The sequence below is a fragment of the Streptomyces sp. NH27 genome (genome assembly GCF_056859195.1).
In genome coordinates this window covers 1-15,992 of sequence record NZ_JACEGK010000129.1, presented here as the reverse complement: position 1 = coordinate 15,992, position 15,992 = coordinate 1, and the positions used below count along the sequence as shown (strand labels likewise).

Annotated in this window: 14 protein-coding genes; 4 read left to right on the top strand and 10 right to left on the bottom strand. The window is 72.2% G+C overall.

The window, feature by feature from the left end; genetic code table 11:
- From AC13HU_RS13370 to AC13HU_RS13345, 6 genes are all read right to left on the bottom strand, one after another.
- Nucleotides 1–773, bottom strand: a 773-nt coding sequence (locus AC13HU_RS13370) for an ABC transporter permease (protein WP_483042046.1), incomplete at its 3' end; no start/stop codon positions are given.
- Between the two features lie 80 nt (nucleotides 774–853).
- On the bottom strand, nucleotides 854–1,729 hold the full coding sequence (locus AC13HU_RS13365; RefSeq protein ID WP_483042048.1) for a glycosyltransferase family 2 protein: 876 nt from the start codon (nucleotides 1,727–1,729) through the stop codon (nucleotides 854–856).
- Between the two features lie 8 nt (nucleotides 1,730–1,737).
- On the bottom strand, nucleotides 1,738–2,517 hold the full coding sequence (locus AC13HU_RS13360) for a CDP-alcohol phosphatidyltransferase family protein (RefSeq protein WP_483042045.1): 780 nt from the start codon (nucleotides 2,515–2,517) through the stop codon (nucleotides 1,738–1,740).
- Entirely contained in the window at nucleotides 2,495–3,556 is a 1,062-nt protein-coding gene (locus AC13HU_RS13355; RefSeq protein ID WP_483042044.1) for an iron-containing alcohol dehydrogenase family protein, read from the bottom strand. Before AC13HU_RS13355 ends, AC13HU_RS13360 begins: the two co-directional genes overlap by 23 nt.
- Nucleotides 3,544–4,296 (bottom strand): phosphocholine cytidylyltransferase family protein, encoded by a 753-nt coding sequence (locus tag AC13HU_RS13350; protein WP_483042043.1) that lies wholly within the window; start codon nucleotides 4,294–4,296, stop codon nucleotides 3,544–3,546. The genes AC13HU_RS13355 and AC13HU_RS13350 overlap by 13 nt, the downstream gene beginning before the upstream one ends.
- Nucleotides 4,293–6,182 carry a DUF5941 domain-containing protein gene (locus AC13HU_RS13345; RefSeq protein WP_483042047.1) on the bottom strand — a complete coding sequence of 630 codons (1,890 nt, stop codon included), beginning with the start codon at nucleotides 6,180–6,182 and terminating at the stop codon, nucleotides 4,293–4,295. Before AC13HU_RS13345 ends, AC13HU_RS13350 begins: the two co-directional genes overlap by 4 nt.
- 382 nt (nucleotides 6,183–6,564) lie before the next feature.
- Here AC13HU_RS13345 and AC13HU_RS13340 point away from each other — a divergent pair, with 382 nt between their 5' ends.
- Nucleotides 6,565–7,530, top strand: a complete 966-nt coding sequence (locus AC13HU_RS13340; RefSeq protein ID WP_483042042.1) for a cation diffusion facilitator family transporter — start codon at nucleotides 6,565–6,567, stop codon at nucleotides 7,528–7,530.
- Nucleotides 7,531–7,658: 128 nt separating this feature from the next.
- Nucleotides 7,659–8,267 carry an isopentenyl-diphosphate Delta-isomerase gene (gene idi / locus AC13HU_RS13335; protein WP_483042041.1) on the top strand — a complete coding sequence of 203 codons (609 nt, stop codon included), beginning with the start codon at nucleotides 7,659–7,661 and terminating at the stop codon, nucleotides 8,265–8,267.
- A 144-nt stretch (nucleotides 8,268–8,411) separates the two neighbouring features.
- Here the strand turns inward: idi and AC13HU_RS13330 are convergent, their stop codons facing one another.
- Entirely contained in the window at nucleotides 8,412–8,894 is a 483-nt protein-coding gene (locus tag AC13HU_RS13330) for an ATP-binding protein (protein ID WP_483042040.1), read from the bottom strand.
- A gap of 333 nt (nucleotides 8,895–9,227) precedes the next feature.
- Here AC13HU_RS13330 and AC13HU_RS13325 point away from each other — a divergent pair, with 333 nt between their 5' ends.
- Entirely contained in the window at nucleotides 9,228–10,016 is a 789-nt protein-coding gene (locus AC13HU_RS13325; RefSeq protein WP_483042039.1) for an enoyl-CoA hydratase/isomerase family protein, read from the top strand.
- Between the two features lie 76 nt (nucleotides 10,017–10,092).
- Here AC13HU_RS13325 and AC13HU_RS13320 read toward each other — a convergent pair whose 3' ends face one another.
- Nucleotides 10,093–10,980 (bottom strand): DMT family transporter, encoded by an 888-nt coding sequence (locus AC13HU_RS13320; protein WP_483042038.1) that lies wholly within the window; start codon nucleotides 10,978–10,980, stop codon nucleotides 10,093–10,095.
- Between the two features lie 70 nt (nucleotides 10,981–11,050).
- A complete protein-coding gene (locus AC13HU_RS13315) occupies nucleotides 11,051–11,866 on the bottom strand; it encodes a TrmB family transcriptional regulator (protein WP_483042037.1) in 816 nt (271 codons plus the stop codon).
- A 378-nt stretch (nucleotides 11,867–12,244) separates the two neighbouring features.
- Between AC13HU_RS13315 and AC13HU_RS13310 the strand changes: the two genes are divergently transcribed.
- Nucleotides 12,245–14,305 carry a putative Ig domain-containing protein gene (locus tag AC13HU_RS13310; RefSeq protein WP_483042036.1) on the top strand — a complete coding sequence of 687 codons (2,061 nt, stop codon included), beginning with the start codon at nucleotides 12,245–12,247 and terminating at the stop codon, nucleotides 14,303–14,305.
- A 301-nt stretch (nucleotides 14,306–14,606) separates the two neighbouring features.
- Here AC13HU_RS13310 and AC13HU_RS13305 read toward each other — a convergent pair.
- Nucleotides 14,607–15,992: ABC-F family ATP-binding cassette domain-containing protein (locus AC13HU_RS13305; RefSeq protein ID WP_483042035.1), on the bottom strand; the 1,386-nt coding region annotated here is incomplete at its 5' end.

The following is a 15,992-nucleotide window of genomic DNA, read 5'->3' as shown; positions in this document are numbered from 1 at the left end:
GCCGCCGGATTCACATCCAGCAGAATCCGCAGCAGATGCGGCGCCGTCGTCGTCAGCTTCGTAATGGAGTACATCACCCCCGACATGTACATCCACGTCCGCAACATGAACGGCATCAACTGCGACAAGTCCGTCATCTTGCTGCCCAACCGCGCCACGATCAACGCCAACCCGGTATTGAACACCCACTGGCACAACAACGCCGGGAACATCAGCAACCACCGCATGTCCGGCACCTCGCCGGTCATCAACACAATCGCCAGCAACACGAACATCGACATCATCAACTGCTGCAACTGCATCAACGTGAACGCGATCGGCATCGACGCCCGCGGGAAGTGCAACGCCCGGATCAACCCCAGATTGCCCGAGATCGACTTCACCCCGCTGAGCACCGACGACTGCGTGAACGTGAAGATGAAGACACCCGTCACCAGGAACGCGATGAAGTTGTCGATACCCCGATGCGTACCGATCAGGATCCCGAAGATCAGGTAGTACACCGCCGCATTCAGCAACGGCGTCATCACCTGCCACAACTGACCCAACCGCGCCTGCGTGTACTGCGCCGCCGTCCGCGCCTTCGCGAACTCGTTGATGAAATGTCGACGACCCCACAACTGACGGGTATAAGCCACCAACCCGGGCCGAGCACCACTGACCGACAAGCCGTACTTGGCCGCGAGCTCCGAGGGGCTGAGGCCGTTGTCAAGAGCCGAGGGCACCGGCGGGGCACCGACGGCGACCGCACCATTGTGCGTTGTATCGCTCACAGTTGACACTTTCGTCCTCAATGTGCGCGCCGGGTGCAGGGGTTCCCGGACTGCGCCTGATGCTCTCAGGTCCGAGCTTGTCAGATGATCGGGGGTCGGCCCAGCCGGGTCAACCGCCATACCGTACGCCAGCGCATGGGCCGTCGCGGACCACACGGTGTGGCCCAGCCCTCACGAAAGCCGCCGAACCACGCGCGCAGCGCGGTGCCGGAGGGCCGGCGCACCAAGGTGAGCGCCATCCATACGCCGAGATACACCGGCACCAGGGGCCACGGCAAGTTGCGCCGGGCCAGCCAGACACGGTTCCTGGCCACCAGCCGGTGATAGACCGCGTGCCGGGCCGGCGAGGTGGCCGGGTGCAGCAGCACCAGGTCGGAGCGGTAGTCGATCATCCAGCCGGCGTCCAGGGCACGCCAGGCCAGATCCGTCTCCTCGTGGGCGTAGAAGAACTGCTCGGGCAGCGCGCCGGCCTGCCGGATGACCTCGGTGCGCACCGCGCAGGCACCACCGAGGAAGGTGGTCACCCGGGAGTTGCGCATCGGGTCGGACGCGCGCAGCCGGGGGACGTGCCGGCGCTGGGTCTGTCCGGTCTGCGGATCGGCGATCCGGAAGCTGATGATGCCCAGTTCGGGGTCCTGCGCGAACGCCTGGCGGACCAGTTCGCCGGTGTCGTCGCCGGGCAGCAGGCCGTCGTCGTCGAGGAAGAGGACGATGTCGACGTCGCGGCCGCCGGGGCCGAACAGCTCGATGCCGACGTTGCGGCCGCCGGGGATGCCCAGGTTCTCCGGCAGTTCGACGGTGCGCAGGTGCTCGCGCTGCATCACCGGCAGCGGGGAGCCGTTGCCGACCAGCGCCACCTCGATCGGCGCGCCCTGCTGCTTCGCCACGGAGTCCAGCAGGTCCTGCAGTTCGGCGGGGCGGGTGCCCATGGTGATGATGACGGCGCCGACCGTCAGCGGGGTACTCACTTCAGCCTGCTCGACGCGAGGACGGAGACGAGGTGCAGCAGGGTCTGCAGCAGCGCGATGCCGGCCAGCACCGCCACGCCGAGCCGGGTGAAGAACAGGTCGCCGCGGATCTGGTCGACGACCGCCAGCAGCAGGATGAGCAGCGACGCCTCGATACCGAGCACCAGCCGGTGGAACTGCAGCGCAGAGGCGGCCCGGCGGGCGAGCGCCATCCCGGAGGAGCGCGGCTCGGACGCCGACTCCTTGACCGGGGGCAGCCCGCCCTGGTGGCGGGCGACCCCGACGAGGTCGGTCTCGGCCTTGATCAGGACGGCGCCGAGCGCGGCCAGCGTGCCCAGGAAGGCCCACAGCCAGTCGATCCGGCCGCTGCCCCAGATGTCGGCGGCGCGCATCCCGAAGCCGACCAGCACGGCGGCGTCGGTCAGGTAGGCGCCGACCCGGTCGAGGTAGACACCGGCCAGCGAGTACTGCTTCTTCCACCGCGCGATCTCGCCGTCGACGCAGTCGAGCAGCAGGTAGAGCTGCACCGCGACCACGCCGAGCACGGCGCCGGCTATGCCCGGCACCAGCAGCGCCGGGGCGGCGAGCACGCCGCAGACGGTCATCACGTAGGTCAGTTGGTTGGGGGTGACACGGGTGTTGACCAGGTGCCGGTCGATGCGCAGCGACACCTCGCGCATGTAGAGCCGACCGGCCCAGTGCTCGCCGCTGCGCCGGTCCTTGACGCCCGCCGGATGAACGACGGGGCGCAGCTCAGCTACTGATGGTTTTGGCATAGTCGGCGTATGCGTCCCTGATCTCGGTGGCGGACAAGTCGAGGTGTTCCAGAATCGTGTACCGCCCGGGACGGGTCTGCGGTGCGTAGCGCACCACCTCGACGAACTCCTGGGCGGAGAAACCGATCTGCTCGGGCAGCACCGGCAGCCCGTGCCGGCGCAGCGTGGCGGCGATCAGCGCGGACTGCTCGCGGGCGCCGCGCAGGTGCATCGCGAAGGCGGCGCCGAGGCCGGCCCCTTCGCCGTGTGCGGGGGCCCGCTGCGGGAAGAGCAGGTCGAAGGCGTGCAGGATCTCGTGGCACGCGCCGGACGCCGGGCGGCTGTCGCCGCTGACCGACATGGCGAGGCCGGACAGCACCAGGGCCTCGGCGAGGACGGTGAGGAACTCGTCGTCGCCGATGCCGCCGGGGTGCCGCAGGACCGCCTCGCCGGCGGTGCGGGCCATGGCGGCGGCCAGGCCGTCGACCCGCTCGCCGGTCTCGCGGTGCGACAGCTCCCAGTCGGCGAGCGCGGAGAGGTTGGAGACCGCGTCGCCGATGCCGGCCCGGACGTAGCGGGGCGGCGCCTCCCGGACCACGTCCAGGTCGATCACCAGCGCTATGGGCGTCGGGACGCCGTACGATCCGCTGCCGTTGTCGTTGTCGAGGGTGGAGACCGGCGAGCAGATGCCGTCGTGCGAGAGGTTGGTGGCGACCGACACCATCGGCAGCCCGACCCGCGCGGCGGCGTACTTCGTCACGTCGATGATCTTGCCGCCGCCCAGGCCGACCACGGCGTCGTAGTGGCTGCCGCGCATCGCGTCGGCGAGCTTCACGGCGGCGTCGATGGTGCCGCCGGCCACCGGGAACCAGTCGGCGCCGGGCAGTTCGGGGGCCAGCCGCTCGCGCAGGCGGGCGCCGGAGCCGTCGCTGACCGCGATGGCGATCTTGCCGGCCGTGGAGATCCGCTGGTCGGCGAGCAGCCGGGAGAGGTCGGCGAGCGCGCCCCCGCGGATGTCGACGACGACCGGCGAGGGGACCAGCCGGGTCAGTACTGGCACGCGATCTCCCGTCCACGGGCGAGGTCGGCGTGGTTGTCGATCTCGACCCACGGGATGTCGCCGACCGGCGCCACGTCCAGGGTGTGGCCGCGGTTGACCAGTTCCTGGTAGCCGTCCTCGTAGTACAGGTCCGGGTCGCGCTCGTAGGTGACCTTCAGCGCGTCGGCGAGGTCGGCGGCCGCGTCGGCCTCGATCAGGGTGACGCCGATGTACTCGCCGGTGGCCTCGGCCGGGTCCATCAGCTTGGTGATCCGGCGCACCCCGCGGCCCGGCTCGGTGACGACCTTCATCTCCTCGTCGGCGAGCTTCTTGACCGTGTCCAGCGCGAGGATGATCCGGCGGCCCTCGCCGCGGGCGGCCAGCAGCGTCCGCTCGACGGAGACCGGGTGGACGGTGTCGCCGTTGGCCAGGATCACTCCCTCGCGCAGCACGTCGCGCGCGCACCACAGGGAGTAGGCGTTGTTCCACTCCTCGGCCTTGTCGTTGTCGACCAGGGTCAACTCGACGCCGTAGCGGGCCTCCAGGGCCGCCTTGCGGGCGTACACCGCCTCCTTGCGGTAGCCGACCACGACCGCGGCCCGCTTGATGCCGACCGCGGCGAAGTTCCCCAGCGTGAGGTCGAGTACGGTCGGGCCGTCCGCGGCGCCGTCCGGTCCGACCGGCACCAGCGCCTTCGGCAACGTGTCCGTGTACGGCCGCAGACGCCGTCCTGCGCCTGCCGCCAGCACCAGGCCGATCATGCGGGTTCTCCTGATTCGTCGTGTACGGCGGGCGCCCCCGAGGACACCCAGAAGCGGATGCTCTCGATGAGGACGAGCAGCGCGAGTACGGCGGCGAGCACCGTCAGCGCGGCGGTGAAGCCGGTGCGGTGGGCTCCACCGACCAGGGCCGCCGACAGGACGGCCACCAGCAGCGCCCGGCCCTCGTGTCCGCCCGCCGCCCGCACCAGTGCGCGGGGCGGCGCCCCGGTGCCGCCGCGGATGCGGTACACCGTGTCGTAGTGATGGTAGGCGACCGCGGCCACCAGCCCGAATGCGGCGGGCAACGCCCCGTTCACCTGGGAGACGGCCGCCAGTGCCAGCACCGCGCCGTACTCGCCGGCCCGGAAGAACGGCGGCACCAGCCAGTCCAGCGCGCCCTTCAGCGGCCGGGCGACGGCGATTCCACTGGTCACGACGTACAGCACGGCGGCCGCGACCACCCACCAGGTGCCGCGCGCGGCCAGTGCGGCGGTCGCGGTGAGCGCGCCGGCGCCGATCGCGGCGAACAGCGGCGGCGCGAAGGCGGGCAGCCGCCGGGCGAGCGGGGCGGCCAGGCGCGCCACGGCCTCGGCCAGCGGTCCGCTGTCGGTGAGCTCGGCCAGTGCCAGTGCGGCGCGGTCGGTGCGCCTCGCCTTGCGGGTGAGCGAGCGCAGCACCCGGCCGGCGGTGGTGTAGCAGGCGGCGAGGCCGCAGCCGATCAGCAGCACCACGAAGGTGATCCGGGGCGTGGTGGCTGCGGTCAGCACCGCGATCAGGAACCAGCGCTCGCCGATCGGCAGCACGATCATCCGGCGCACCCACACGGTCCAGCCGACGCTGTCCAGCCGCCCGGACAGGGCGGCGGTGGGGCTGGTGTTGGCGGCGGCGGCGTGGTTGGCCTCGTTGAAGGAGAAGTCCACGACGTGCCGGCAGGTCTGGAGCACCATCGCGCCGAGCGCGAGCGCCCACACGTCGTCATGCCCGCCGCGGGCCGCGCCCAGCGCCAGGCCCGCGTAGTACGCGTACTCCTTGGCGCGGTCGAAGGTCGCGTCCAGCCAGGCGCCGAGTGTGGAGTACTGCAGGGAGTAGCGGGCGAGCTGGCCGTCGGTGCAGTCCAGGACGAACGAGGCGAGCAGCAGCACGCCGGCGGCGACGTAGCCGGCGCGGGTGCCGGTGGCCGCGCAGCCGGCGGCGATCAGCGCGACCAGCAGGGACGCGGTGGTGACCTGGTTCGGGGTCAGACCGCGCCGGGCGCACCAGCGCGCGATGTAGCGCGAGTACGGGCTGATGAAGTGCGTGGTGAAGAAGCCGTCGCGGGACTTGACCGCGCTGCGCAGCCGCACCGCCTCCTCGTCGACGCCGGCGATCGCCTCGGCCGCGGCGGCCTGCTCCTGCGGGTCGCGGGCCACCCGGGCCACCAGCACGCCCAGTTCCGGCCGGTACGGTTCGGCGCCCTGCCGGCCGAGTTCCTCGGCGAGCACGTCGGCGAGCACGTCGCCGTCGGCGACCGTGGCGGTCGGCGCACCGCCCTGCGGTGCTGCCGGGCCGCCCGTCACCGCCGAGGGGCCGCCGGCGCCGTTCCCGGCCAGGTCGGCGAGCGCCCTGCCCAGGGCGGGGCGGGCAGCGGTCTGCACGGCCAGCGCGCCGGGCACGGCGCCGGCGTCGAAGCGGGGGTCGGTCAGCGCCAGCCGCAGGGCGTGGCGGTGGCCGCGGAAGCGGCGGTCGACGACCGCGACGCGCTCGGCGGGCGGCGCGTCGGCGACGCGCGCGGCCACCGCGCTCGGCCCGTCGGCCTCCACGACCTGGAATCCCAGGGCCCGCAGGTCGTCCGCGAGCGGCGACGGCGTCCCGGCGCCGGGCGGGCCGGTGAGAATTGCGGTCGACAGAGGAACCCACTCCCTGAATGCGTACGAAGGCGCACCGGCGAGGCCGCGGCAGGCGGCTCCGGGCCGGACACGACGGCGAGGTTATCGGATGCGGGTCGGCAGTCGTTCACTGCGTGTTCGCCTGAACTTGGCCCGTCCGGTGTGATCATCATCCTCGATTCCGGGCGCCCCTCACAACCTTGGGGCATCCATGCCTCCCTACGACCCCGCGGATCACTTTCCGCGACTGATGAGGGTCACCTCACCACCGCAGGTCACCGCACATGACAACGGTCTCCAGTATCGGCTTGCCCACGGTGGGTAACCGGTGTTGACTGGCCGCCGGACCACGCCGGGCAAGCGTTCAGCGGGCGTCAGGCGCATGCGGAAGGGGGCCTTGCCGATGGGGGCAGGGATCGGTCACAGCCACGGACAGGGTCATGGCCACAGCCATGGCCACCAGCACGGCCCGGTCGCCGCCACCGCCGGCGGAGCCCACCGCGGCCGGCTGCGGATCGCCCTGTCGATCACCCTGCTGGTACTGGCCACCGAGGTGGCCGGCAGCCTGCTCACCGGTTCGCTCGCGCTGTTCGCCGACGCGGGTCACATGGCCACCGACGCGGCGGGCCTGGCGATGGCACTGCTCGCCGTGCACGTCGCCGCCCGCCCGCCGAGCGAGCGCCGCACCTTCGGCTACGCCCGCGCCGAGATCCTGGCCGCCGGGCTCAACGCGCTGCTGCTGCTGGCCGTAGGCGTCTTCATCTTCTACGAGGGCATCCGCCGCCTGATCACCCCGCACGGCATCGACGGCGGGGCCACGATCGTCTTCGGTGTGATCGGCCTGGTGGCGAACTCGGTGTCGCTGGTGGTGCTGATGGCCGGCCAGAAGGAGAGCCTGAACGTCCGGGCCGCCTTCCTGGAGGTGATGGCCGACGCGTTCGGCTCGCTCGCGGTGGTGGTGGCCGCGGTGGTCTACCTCGTCAGCGGCTGGCGGCAGGCCGACGCGGTGGCCTCGCTGCTGATCGGCGTACTGATCGTGCCGCGCACCTGGCAGCTCATGCGGGAGGCGCTGGACGTCCTGCTGGAGGCGGCGCCCAAGGGCGTCGACATGCAGCAGGTGCGGCAGCACATCGAGACGCTGCCGGGCGTCGAGGGACTGCACGACCTGCACGCGTGGACCATCACCTCGGGCCTGCCGGTGCTGTCGGCGCACGTGGTGGTGAGCCAGGACGTACTGGACGCGGTGGGATACGAAAGGATGCTGCACGACCTCCAGGGCTGCCTCGGCTCGCACTTCGACGTCGAGCACTGCACCTTCCAGCTCGAACCGGCCGGGCACGCGGCCCACGAACCGGGGCTGTGCCGCTGACGGCGCCCGCCGTCCCCATGCGACCACCCGCGCGCCCCCGGACGCCGGGGCGGCGGGGCGATGCGGGCGCGGAACCGCGGCGGCGGTGAGGCAGACTAAGAGCTTGTCGTCGAACGCTAAGGATGGAAATGCCAACCAGTCCTGCCACCGGCCGACCCGGCTCCCCCTCCACCATGCCGTCCCCGAACGGGGTCGCAGAACCGATCATGCTCGAACTGGTCGACGAGAACGGCGTCACCATCGGCACGGCGGAGACGCTGTCGGCGCATCTCGCGCCCGGCAGGCTGCACCGGGCGTTCTCGGTCTTCCTCTTCGACGACGAGGGCCGGCTGCTGCTCCAGCGCAGGGCGCTGAGCAAGTACCACTCCCCCGGCGTGTGGTCCAACACCTGCTGCGGGCACCCCTACCCCGGTGAGCAGCCGTTCGTGGCCGCCGCCCGGCGCACCGCCGAGGAGTTGGGGGTCGCGCCGGTGCTGATGCGCGAGGCGGGCACGGTCCGCTACAACCACCCGGACCCGGCCTCGGGCCTGGTCGAGCAGGAGTACAACCACCTCTACGTCGGCCTGGTCCGCGACCCGCTGCGGCCGGACCCGGAGGAGATCGACGAGACGCTCTTCGCCACTCCCGAGGAACTGGCGAAGCTGCGCGCGGACGGCCCGTTCTCGGCGTGGTTCCAGACCGTGCTGGACGCGGCGCTGCCCGCGGTACGCGAGGTGACCGGCACCGCGGGTTGGTGAACCGGGCGACCCGCACCGCGGGTTGGTGACGGGGAGACGCCGGGCCGCGGCCGTACCCGGTCCGGCCGCGGTGCGCGGCAGGTGGCACGGCAGGTGATCTGGGCCGCGGTCGGGGCGTCCCCACAGGCGCCCGGTCGCGCCCGGTCAGGGCATGGTCGGGCGCAACGGGAGCGCCGCCCAGATCACCTTGCCGCCGCTCGGGGTCTGCGCGATGTCGCAGGAGCCGCCCGCCTCGTCCGTGATCGTCTTGACCAGCACCAGGCCGCGCCCGCCGGTGCGCGCGTGGTCGGTCTCCAGCGCCTTCGGCCGGTACGGGTGGTTGTCCTCCACCGCGATCCTGATCCATTCGGGTCCCACCGCGAGTTCGACCGCGACCTCGGGCGAGAGCACCGCGGCGTGCTTCACCGCGTTGGTGACCAGTTCGGAGAGGATCAGCAGCAGGCCGAAGAGCGTGTCGTCGTCGATGGGGACGCCCTGCTCGCGGACGAGCGCGCGCACGCCGTGCCGCACCTGCGGCACCGAGGCGTCGACCGTAGGGGCGGTGAACCGCCAGACCCCTTCGTCCGGTCGTGGAATCGGAGCCGGAGTCGGGGCCTGACCGAGCGGGACACTCCCGCGGACCTCCATGACCGCACCCACCATCGCTTTCGCGTGACGTCGTCCGATAGGGCCTGCCGAGGCATACGCCGGGGGAACCGTGGCAACCAGGGGGACCGGGGGAACCGGGAGAATCAGCCTCACCCGTCGAGTGTCCGCGTCTATTGCACCTGCACGTGCGGGAGAGCGGAACTCCGCGACTTTGCGCGTTTCGCGATCGGATCGGACCGGTGGCGATCGCGAGGGGGCCTGATCCCGATCGCCAGGTGCGTGGTTGGGGCGGTCGGGGCCGGGGCGGCACGCGTGGTTAGGATCGTCCGGCGGCACCTGGACGGTGCACGTGCACGTACGAAGGAGCACCTGATGTCCCGGTTCGGCCCCGGTCTGCTGGTGAGCACCGAGGACGGTGCCGCGACCGTCACCATCAGCAACACCACCCGGCGCAACGCGATGACGCTCGCCATGTGGCGGGTACTGCCCAACGTGCTGGCCGGATTGGCCGCCGATCCCGGGGTGCGGCTGCTGGTGCTCACCGGTGAGGGCGAGGCGTTCAGCGCGGGCGCGGACATCGCCGAGCTGACCGATCCCGAGGGGCGGCGGGCCGTGCAGGAGGCCGCGCTCGCGGCCGAGGAGGCACTCGCGGCGTTCCCCAAGCCCACGGTGGCCGCGGTGCGCGGCTTCTGTGTCGGCGGCGGCTGCCAGCTCGCGGTCGCCTGTGACCTGCGGTTCGCCGCGCGGGGGGCGCGGTTCGGGGTGACCCCGGCCCGGCTCGGCATCGTCTACCCGGCCGCTTCCACCCGCCGCCTCGTGGCCCTCGCCGGGCCCGGCACCGCGAAGTACCTGCTCTACTCCGCCGAGCTGATCGGCGAGGAGCGGGCGCTGCGTACCGGCCTCGTCGACGAGGTGCTCCCCGACGACGACCAACTGAACGCCCGGGTGCGCCAGTTCGCGGACGTCGTGGTGGCCCGGTCGCGGCTCACCCAGGCCGCCGCCAAGGAGTTCGCGGCGGGCCCGCTCTCCCCCGAGCGCGCCGCCTACTGGGCCCGGCAGGTGGCCGACGGCGCCGACGCGACCGAAGGCGCCGCCGCCTTCCTCGCCGGCCGAGCCCCCGCGTTCACCTGGTCCTCCGCGACGCCCCACCCGGCCCCGTAAGCCCGTCACGCGGCCACCCGCCCACTGTGGCTGATCACGCCGTTCCCCGCGTCCCCAACCTCACAGGTCAGTACAGCTAGGCCACGCGCGTTGCGCCCGGCTTCTCGCGTTTGGAGGGGCCCTGGGGCATGGCCGGGTGGCGGCCGAGCAGCAGGACGCCGACGACGACGGCGACGAGCCCGGCCGCCTGGAAGGCGAGGGCCAGCGGGGTGACCCGGATCTGGTCGCCTAGGAAGCCGATACCGCAGGCGATGCCGGCGAGCGGCTGTGCCGCGGTGAGCGCGGGCAGGGACATCCGCAGGGGCGCGGCCTCGAAGGCGGACTGGACCAGCAGTATCCCGGTGATGCCGATGCCGAGCACCGCGTAGGGCTGCCAGCTCACGACGAGCCGGTCGATTCCGTCGTCCTCGACGATGGACCCGCAGATACGGGTGAGGGCGTCCTGGAGCCCGTAGATCAGTCCGGCGGCGAGGGCGAGGAAGGTGGCCTCGGAGGACGGCTGCAGCCCCTTCGCGAAGAGGGTGACCAGCAGCGCGAGCCCGGCCACGATGCCGAACACCAGCCAGTGCCGCAGGGTGCTCGCGACGTGCCCGCCGCCGTGCGGCTGCCCGGCGACGATGAAGGCGGTCACGCCGAGCGCGAGCAGCGCCACCCCGCCCCAGCCGCTCCAGCCGAGCGGCTGCCGGGTGAGCCAGCGGGACAGCGCCATCGCGAACAGCAGGTTCGTGGCGGTGAGCGGCTCGACCAGGGACACCTCGCCTTGGGTGAGCGCGATCGCGCTGAGCACCTGGCCGGCGACCATGAAGCCGACGCCCAGCAGCCAGTCCGGCATCCGGATGAGGTCGAGCAGCAGCCGGAAGGAGAGGATGTCCGCGCGCGGCGCACGGGCTGCCGCACGCTGCTGCAGCACGAATCCCAGACCCAGGCAGCAGGCGGCACCTACCCCGAGCAGGAACACGGCCACGCGGTCACTGTAGCTCCCGGACCTGGGCACGTCGGGTGTTGGCGGCGCCGGGACCGGCGCGTTGCGGCGGTCAGGGCCGCGCGCTCGGCACGGTCTGCGCGCCCTCCCACACCGTGAGGAACGCCAGCCGCAGGCACGCGGCGAGCGCCGGGTGCTCGATGTAGAGCGCGGTGGTCGCGTCGGTACCGGCCACCGGGTCGGGCATGTCGCACAGGACGAGCGACGCGTCGGCCACCACCAGTTTCAGCGGCAACTCCGCGGCGAACCGGCTCTCCTCCCCCGCCGCACCGAACCTCCGCACGTTCTCCAGCACCTCGCGGTCGTCCAGCGCCTCGTTGGTGTAGATCGCCCGGACCGAGCCGCCGCAGCGGCGCAGCCGCCGTACGACCTTGATGCCGGTGGCGTTCAGCGGGGAGGCGACGAAGGGCGGTTTGCAGAAGCTCAGCAGCTCGTGCCGGGCCTGCGCCTGGATGTCGGAGAACGCCTCGGCGATCGACTTCGGGTCGCGCAGGATCTCCACGTAGTCCATCGGCACGGTCTGGGTGCGGCCCTCGGTCCAGACCGGCAGCAGCGCCGCGGTGAGCGCGGAGGACATCCGGTCCAGCCGTTCCAGGGTCTCGCGCTGATGCGCCATCAGCCGGGCGACGGCGAGTTCGGGCGCGACCGCGGAGAAGGTGGCGACCCGGCCCGGCCTGGTGGTGGCCAATCGCCGCCTGACCAGCGCGTCGAGCACGTCGTAGACCCGCTGCCGCGGCACGTCGGCCTCGCGGGCGACCTCGGCGGCCGTGTAGGACTCGCGGCGGACCAGAGCGAGGTAGACCCGGGCCTCGTAGCGTGCCAGACCCAGCGCGACCAGGTCGCCGACCGGCTCTTCCTCCGTCTCCATGAATCACGACCGTATACGGCGGAGATCGTCCGGCGGAAGCGACCGGGGGGGCACTCGGGGACAAGTCGAGGGCAATCCTTTACCAACACCCGGTAGTTCCTTGACGGTACTCCTCACTACCTTCATCTCGTCACCACTCAACGGGGTGGCAGTGAACAGAAGTTGGCGTCGGCTCCACCTGTTCCACGGGTTCCACACATCTCACCGGCTCCACCGGCGCCGCCCGTTTCCCCCGGCTCCACCCCGTTCACGCGCCCCCCGTTCCCGCCTCGCACCACCAGTGAACGTGCGCCACGTGAAGTCCAGGCGACGCCACGACATCGATTGTCATGCCCTTGACACATTCGGTCGTGGACGCCCTCGTCAGCCGATCCCCCCATGGAGGGCAGTTCATTGCAGCTCAGTACCGGCCCGGTCAGACGGGTCTTCCGGCGCGCCACCATCGCGGCGGTCGCCGCGGGCGCGCTCCTGACCGGCGGCATGTACGCCGCCACCGCCGCCACCGCGGCCCCCGCCACCAGCACGGCCTCCGCCGCCGCACCCGCGGCGAACAGCAACGGCACCGCGGCCGCCGGCCCCGCCGCCGGCAAGAACGCCCAGCACCTGTGCGCGACCCCCAGCAGCGGTCAGATGGCCTGCATGGCGCTGGCCCGTACCGACATCGCGCACCACCTCGGCATCAGCCCGAACGCCACTCCGTCCGGCTACGGCCCCACCGACCTGGCGAGCGCGTACGCCCTGCCGAGCGGCGGCTCCGGCCAGACCGTCGGCATCGTGGACGCCCAGGACGACCCGAACGCCGAGGCGGACCTGGCCACGTACCGCTCGCAGTACGGCCTGCCGGCCTGCACCACGGCCAACGGCTGCTTCAAGAAGGTCAACCAGACCGGCGGCACCAGCTACCCGACCGCCGACTCCGGTTGGGCCGGCGAGATCTCGCTCGACCTGGACATGGTCAGCGCGGTCTGCCCGCAGTGCCACATCCTGCTCGTCGAGGCGACCAGCGCGAGCATGAGCGACCTGGGCACCTCGGTCAACGAGGCGGTCACCCTCGGCGCGAAGTACGTCTCGAACAGCTACGGCGGCGGCGAGTCCTCCTCCGACACCAGCTACGACTCGTCGTACTTCAACCACCCGGGCGTCGCGATCACCGTCAGCGCCGGTGACGAGGGCTACGGCGCGGAGTACCCGGCCGCCTCGAAGTACGTCACCTCGGTCGGCGGCACCGCGCTGAACCGCGCCAGCGGCACCAGCCGCGGCTGGACCGAGTCCGTCTGGAACACCTCCAGCACCGAGGGCACCGGCTCCGGCTGCTCGTCCTACGACGCCAAGCCCACCTGGCAGACCGACACCGGCTGCTCCAAGCGCACCATCTCCGACGTCTCCGCGGTCGCCGACCCGGCCACCGGAGTGGCCGTCTACGACTCCTACGGCGCCAGCGGCTGGCAGCAGTACGGCGGCACCAGCGCCTCGTCGCCGATCATCGCCTCGGTCTACGCGCTGGCCGGCACCCCGGCCGCCGGCACCACCCCGGCGTCCTACCCGTACTCCCACACCGGCTCGCTCAACGACGTGACCAGCGGCTCCAACGGCAGCTGCAGCGGCAGCTACCTGTGCACCGCGGGCCCCGGCTACGACGGCCCGACCGGCCTCGGTACGCCCAACGGCACGGCCGCCTTCACCAACGGCGGTTCGACCGGCGGCAACACCGTGACGGTCACCAACCCGGGCAACCAGTCCACCCAGACCGGCACCGCTGCGAGCCTCCAGATCCAGGCCAGTGACTCCGCCTCCGGCCAGACGCTCGGCTACAGCGCGTCCGGCCTGCCGGCCGGCCTGTCGATCAACGCCTCCACCGGGCTGATCTCCGGCACCCCGACCACCGCGGGCACCTCCAGCGTCACGGTCACCGCCAAGGACGGCACCAACGCGTCCGGCTCGACGTCCTTCACCTGGACGGTCAGCACCTCCGGCGGGGGCGGCGGCTGCACGGCCTCCCAGCTCCTGACCAACCCCGGCTTCGAGTCCGGTTCGACCGGCTGGACCGCGTCCTCCAGCGTCATCGACAACAGCACCAGCGCCCCGGCGCACTCGGGCTCCTACAAGGCGTGGTTCGACGGCTACGGCACCACCCACACCGACACGCTCTCCCAGTCGGTGACGATCCCCGCCACCTGCACCACCGCGAGCCTGTCCTTCTACGTCTACATCAGCACGGATGAGACGGGTTCCACCGCCTACGACAAGTTCACCGTCGCGGCCGGTTCCACCACCCTCGCCACGTACTCCAACGTCAACGCGACCAGCGGGTACGTGCTGAAGACGATCGACGTCTCCGCCCAGATCGGCAAGACCTTCACCCTCAAGTTCACCGGCTCCGAGGACTCCCTCTACGCCACGTCGTTCCTGCTGGACGACACGGCGGTCAACGTGAGCTGATCCGCTGCGCTCAGCCGCACCGAGACCACGTGGTCCGGGTCGCCCACGAGGCGACCCGGGCCACGTGACCACGTGACCACGTCCGGGGACCTGAGTCCGGGGACCACGTCCGGGGCGGGGAGGCCCCGGAAATCCGGAGGCGATCATGCCGTCCCGGTGAGGCCGTCCAGGTGAGCGGGGCCGGCACCCCGGGCCCTGGCGAACCCGGGGCCCGTGAGCCGGGCCGGCCGGGTGAGGTACTCCCGCTGACGCGTTCCGCCGCGCCGGCCGGTCCCCCGCGGCCGGCGGCCGGCGGTGCGCGTCAGTGTTCGGTGATGCGGCCCGCGGCCACCTCGATGCGGCGGGTGGTGTGCACCGCGCCGAGCATGCGGCGGTCGTGGGTGACGAGGAGAAGCGTGCCCTCGTACGAGGCGAGCGCGGACTCCAGTTGCTCGATCGCGGGCAGGTCGAGGTGGTTGGTGGGCTCGTCGAGGACGAGGAGGTTGACGCCGCGGGCCTGGAGGAGGGCGAGGGCGGCGCGGGTGCGCTCGCCCGGGGAGAGGGTGGCGGCAGGGCGCAGCACGTGCGCGGCCTTGAGCCCGAACTTGGCCAGGAGGGTGCGGATGTCGGCGGGTTCGAGGTCGGGCGCGGGCGCCCGGAAGGCGTCGAGCAGCGTGGCGTCGCCGCGGACGAGCCCGCGGGCCTGGTCGATCTCGCCGACCACCACGCCGGGGCCGAGGGTGGCGTGCCCTTCGTCCAGGGGCAGCCGGCCGAGGAGGGCGGCGAGCAGCGTGGACTTGCCGGAGCCGTTGGCGCCGGTGATCGCCACCCGGTCCGCCCAGTCGATCTGGAGGTCGACCGGCCCGAACTCGAAGGCGCCGCGCCGCACCCGGGCCTGCCGGAGCGTGGCGACCACGGCGCCGGAGCGGGGCGCGGCGGCGATCTCCATCCGCAGATCCCACTCCTTGCGGGGCTCCTCGACGGTGTCCAGCCGCTCGATCATCTTGTCGGTCTGGCGGGCCTTGGCGGCCTGCTTCTCGCTGCTCTCCGTCCGGGCCTTGCGGGCGATCTTGTCGTTGTCGGGCTGCTTGCGGACGGCGTTGCGCAGGCCCTTGTCCATCCAGCCGCGCTGCATCCGGGCCCGGGCCTCCAGGCCCGCCTTGGTGTCGGCGTACTCCTCGTACTCCTCGCGGGCGTGCCGGCGGGCAGTCTCCCGCTCCTCCAGGTACGCCGCGTAGCCGCCGCCGTAGGTGGCCACCTGCTGCTGGGCGAGGTCGAGTTCGACCACCCGGTTGACGGTGCGGGCCAGGAACTCGCGGTCGTGGCTGACCAGTACGGTGCCGGCGCGCAGGCCCGTGACGAACTTCTCCAGCCGCTCCAGCCCGTCCAGGTCGAGGTCGTTGGTGGGTTCGTCCAGCAGGAACACGTCGTAGCGGCTCAGCAGCAGCGAGGCCAGGCCGGCGCGGGCGGCCTGGCCGCCGGACAGCGCGCGCATCTGCTCGTCGAGGCTCACCCCCAGGCCGAGCGAACCCGCGGCCTCCTCCGCCCGCTCGTCCAGGTCGGCGCCGCCGAGGTCCAGCCAGCGGTCCAGGCCCTCCGCGTACGCGTCGTCCGCGCCGGGCGCCTCGTCCACCAGGGCCTGGGTGGCCGCGTCCAGCGCGGCCTGCGCGGCCGCGACCCCGGTACGGCGGGCCAGGAAGTCCCGTAC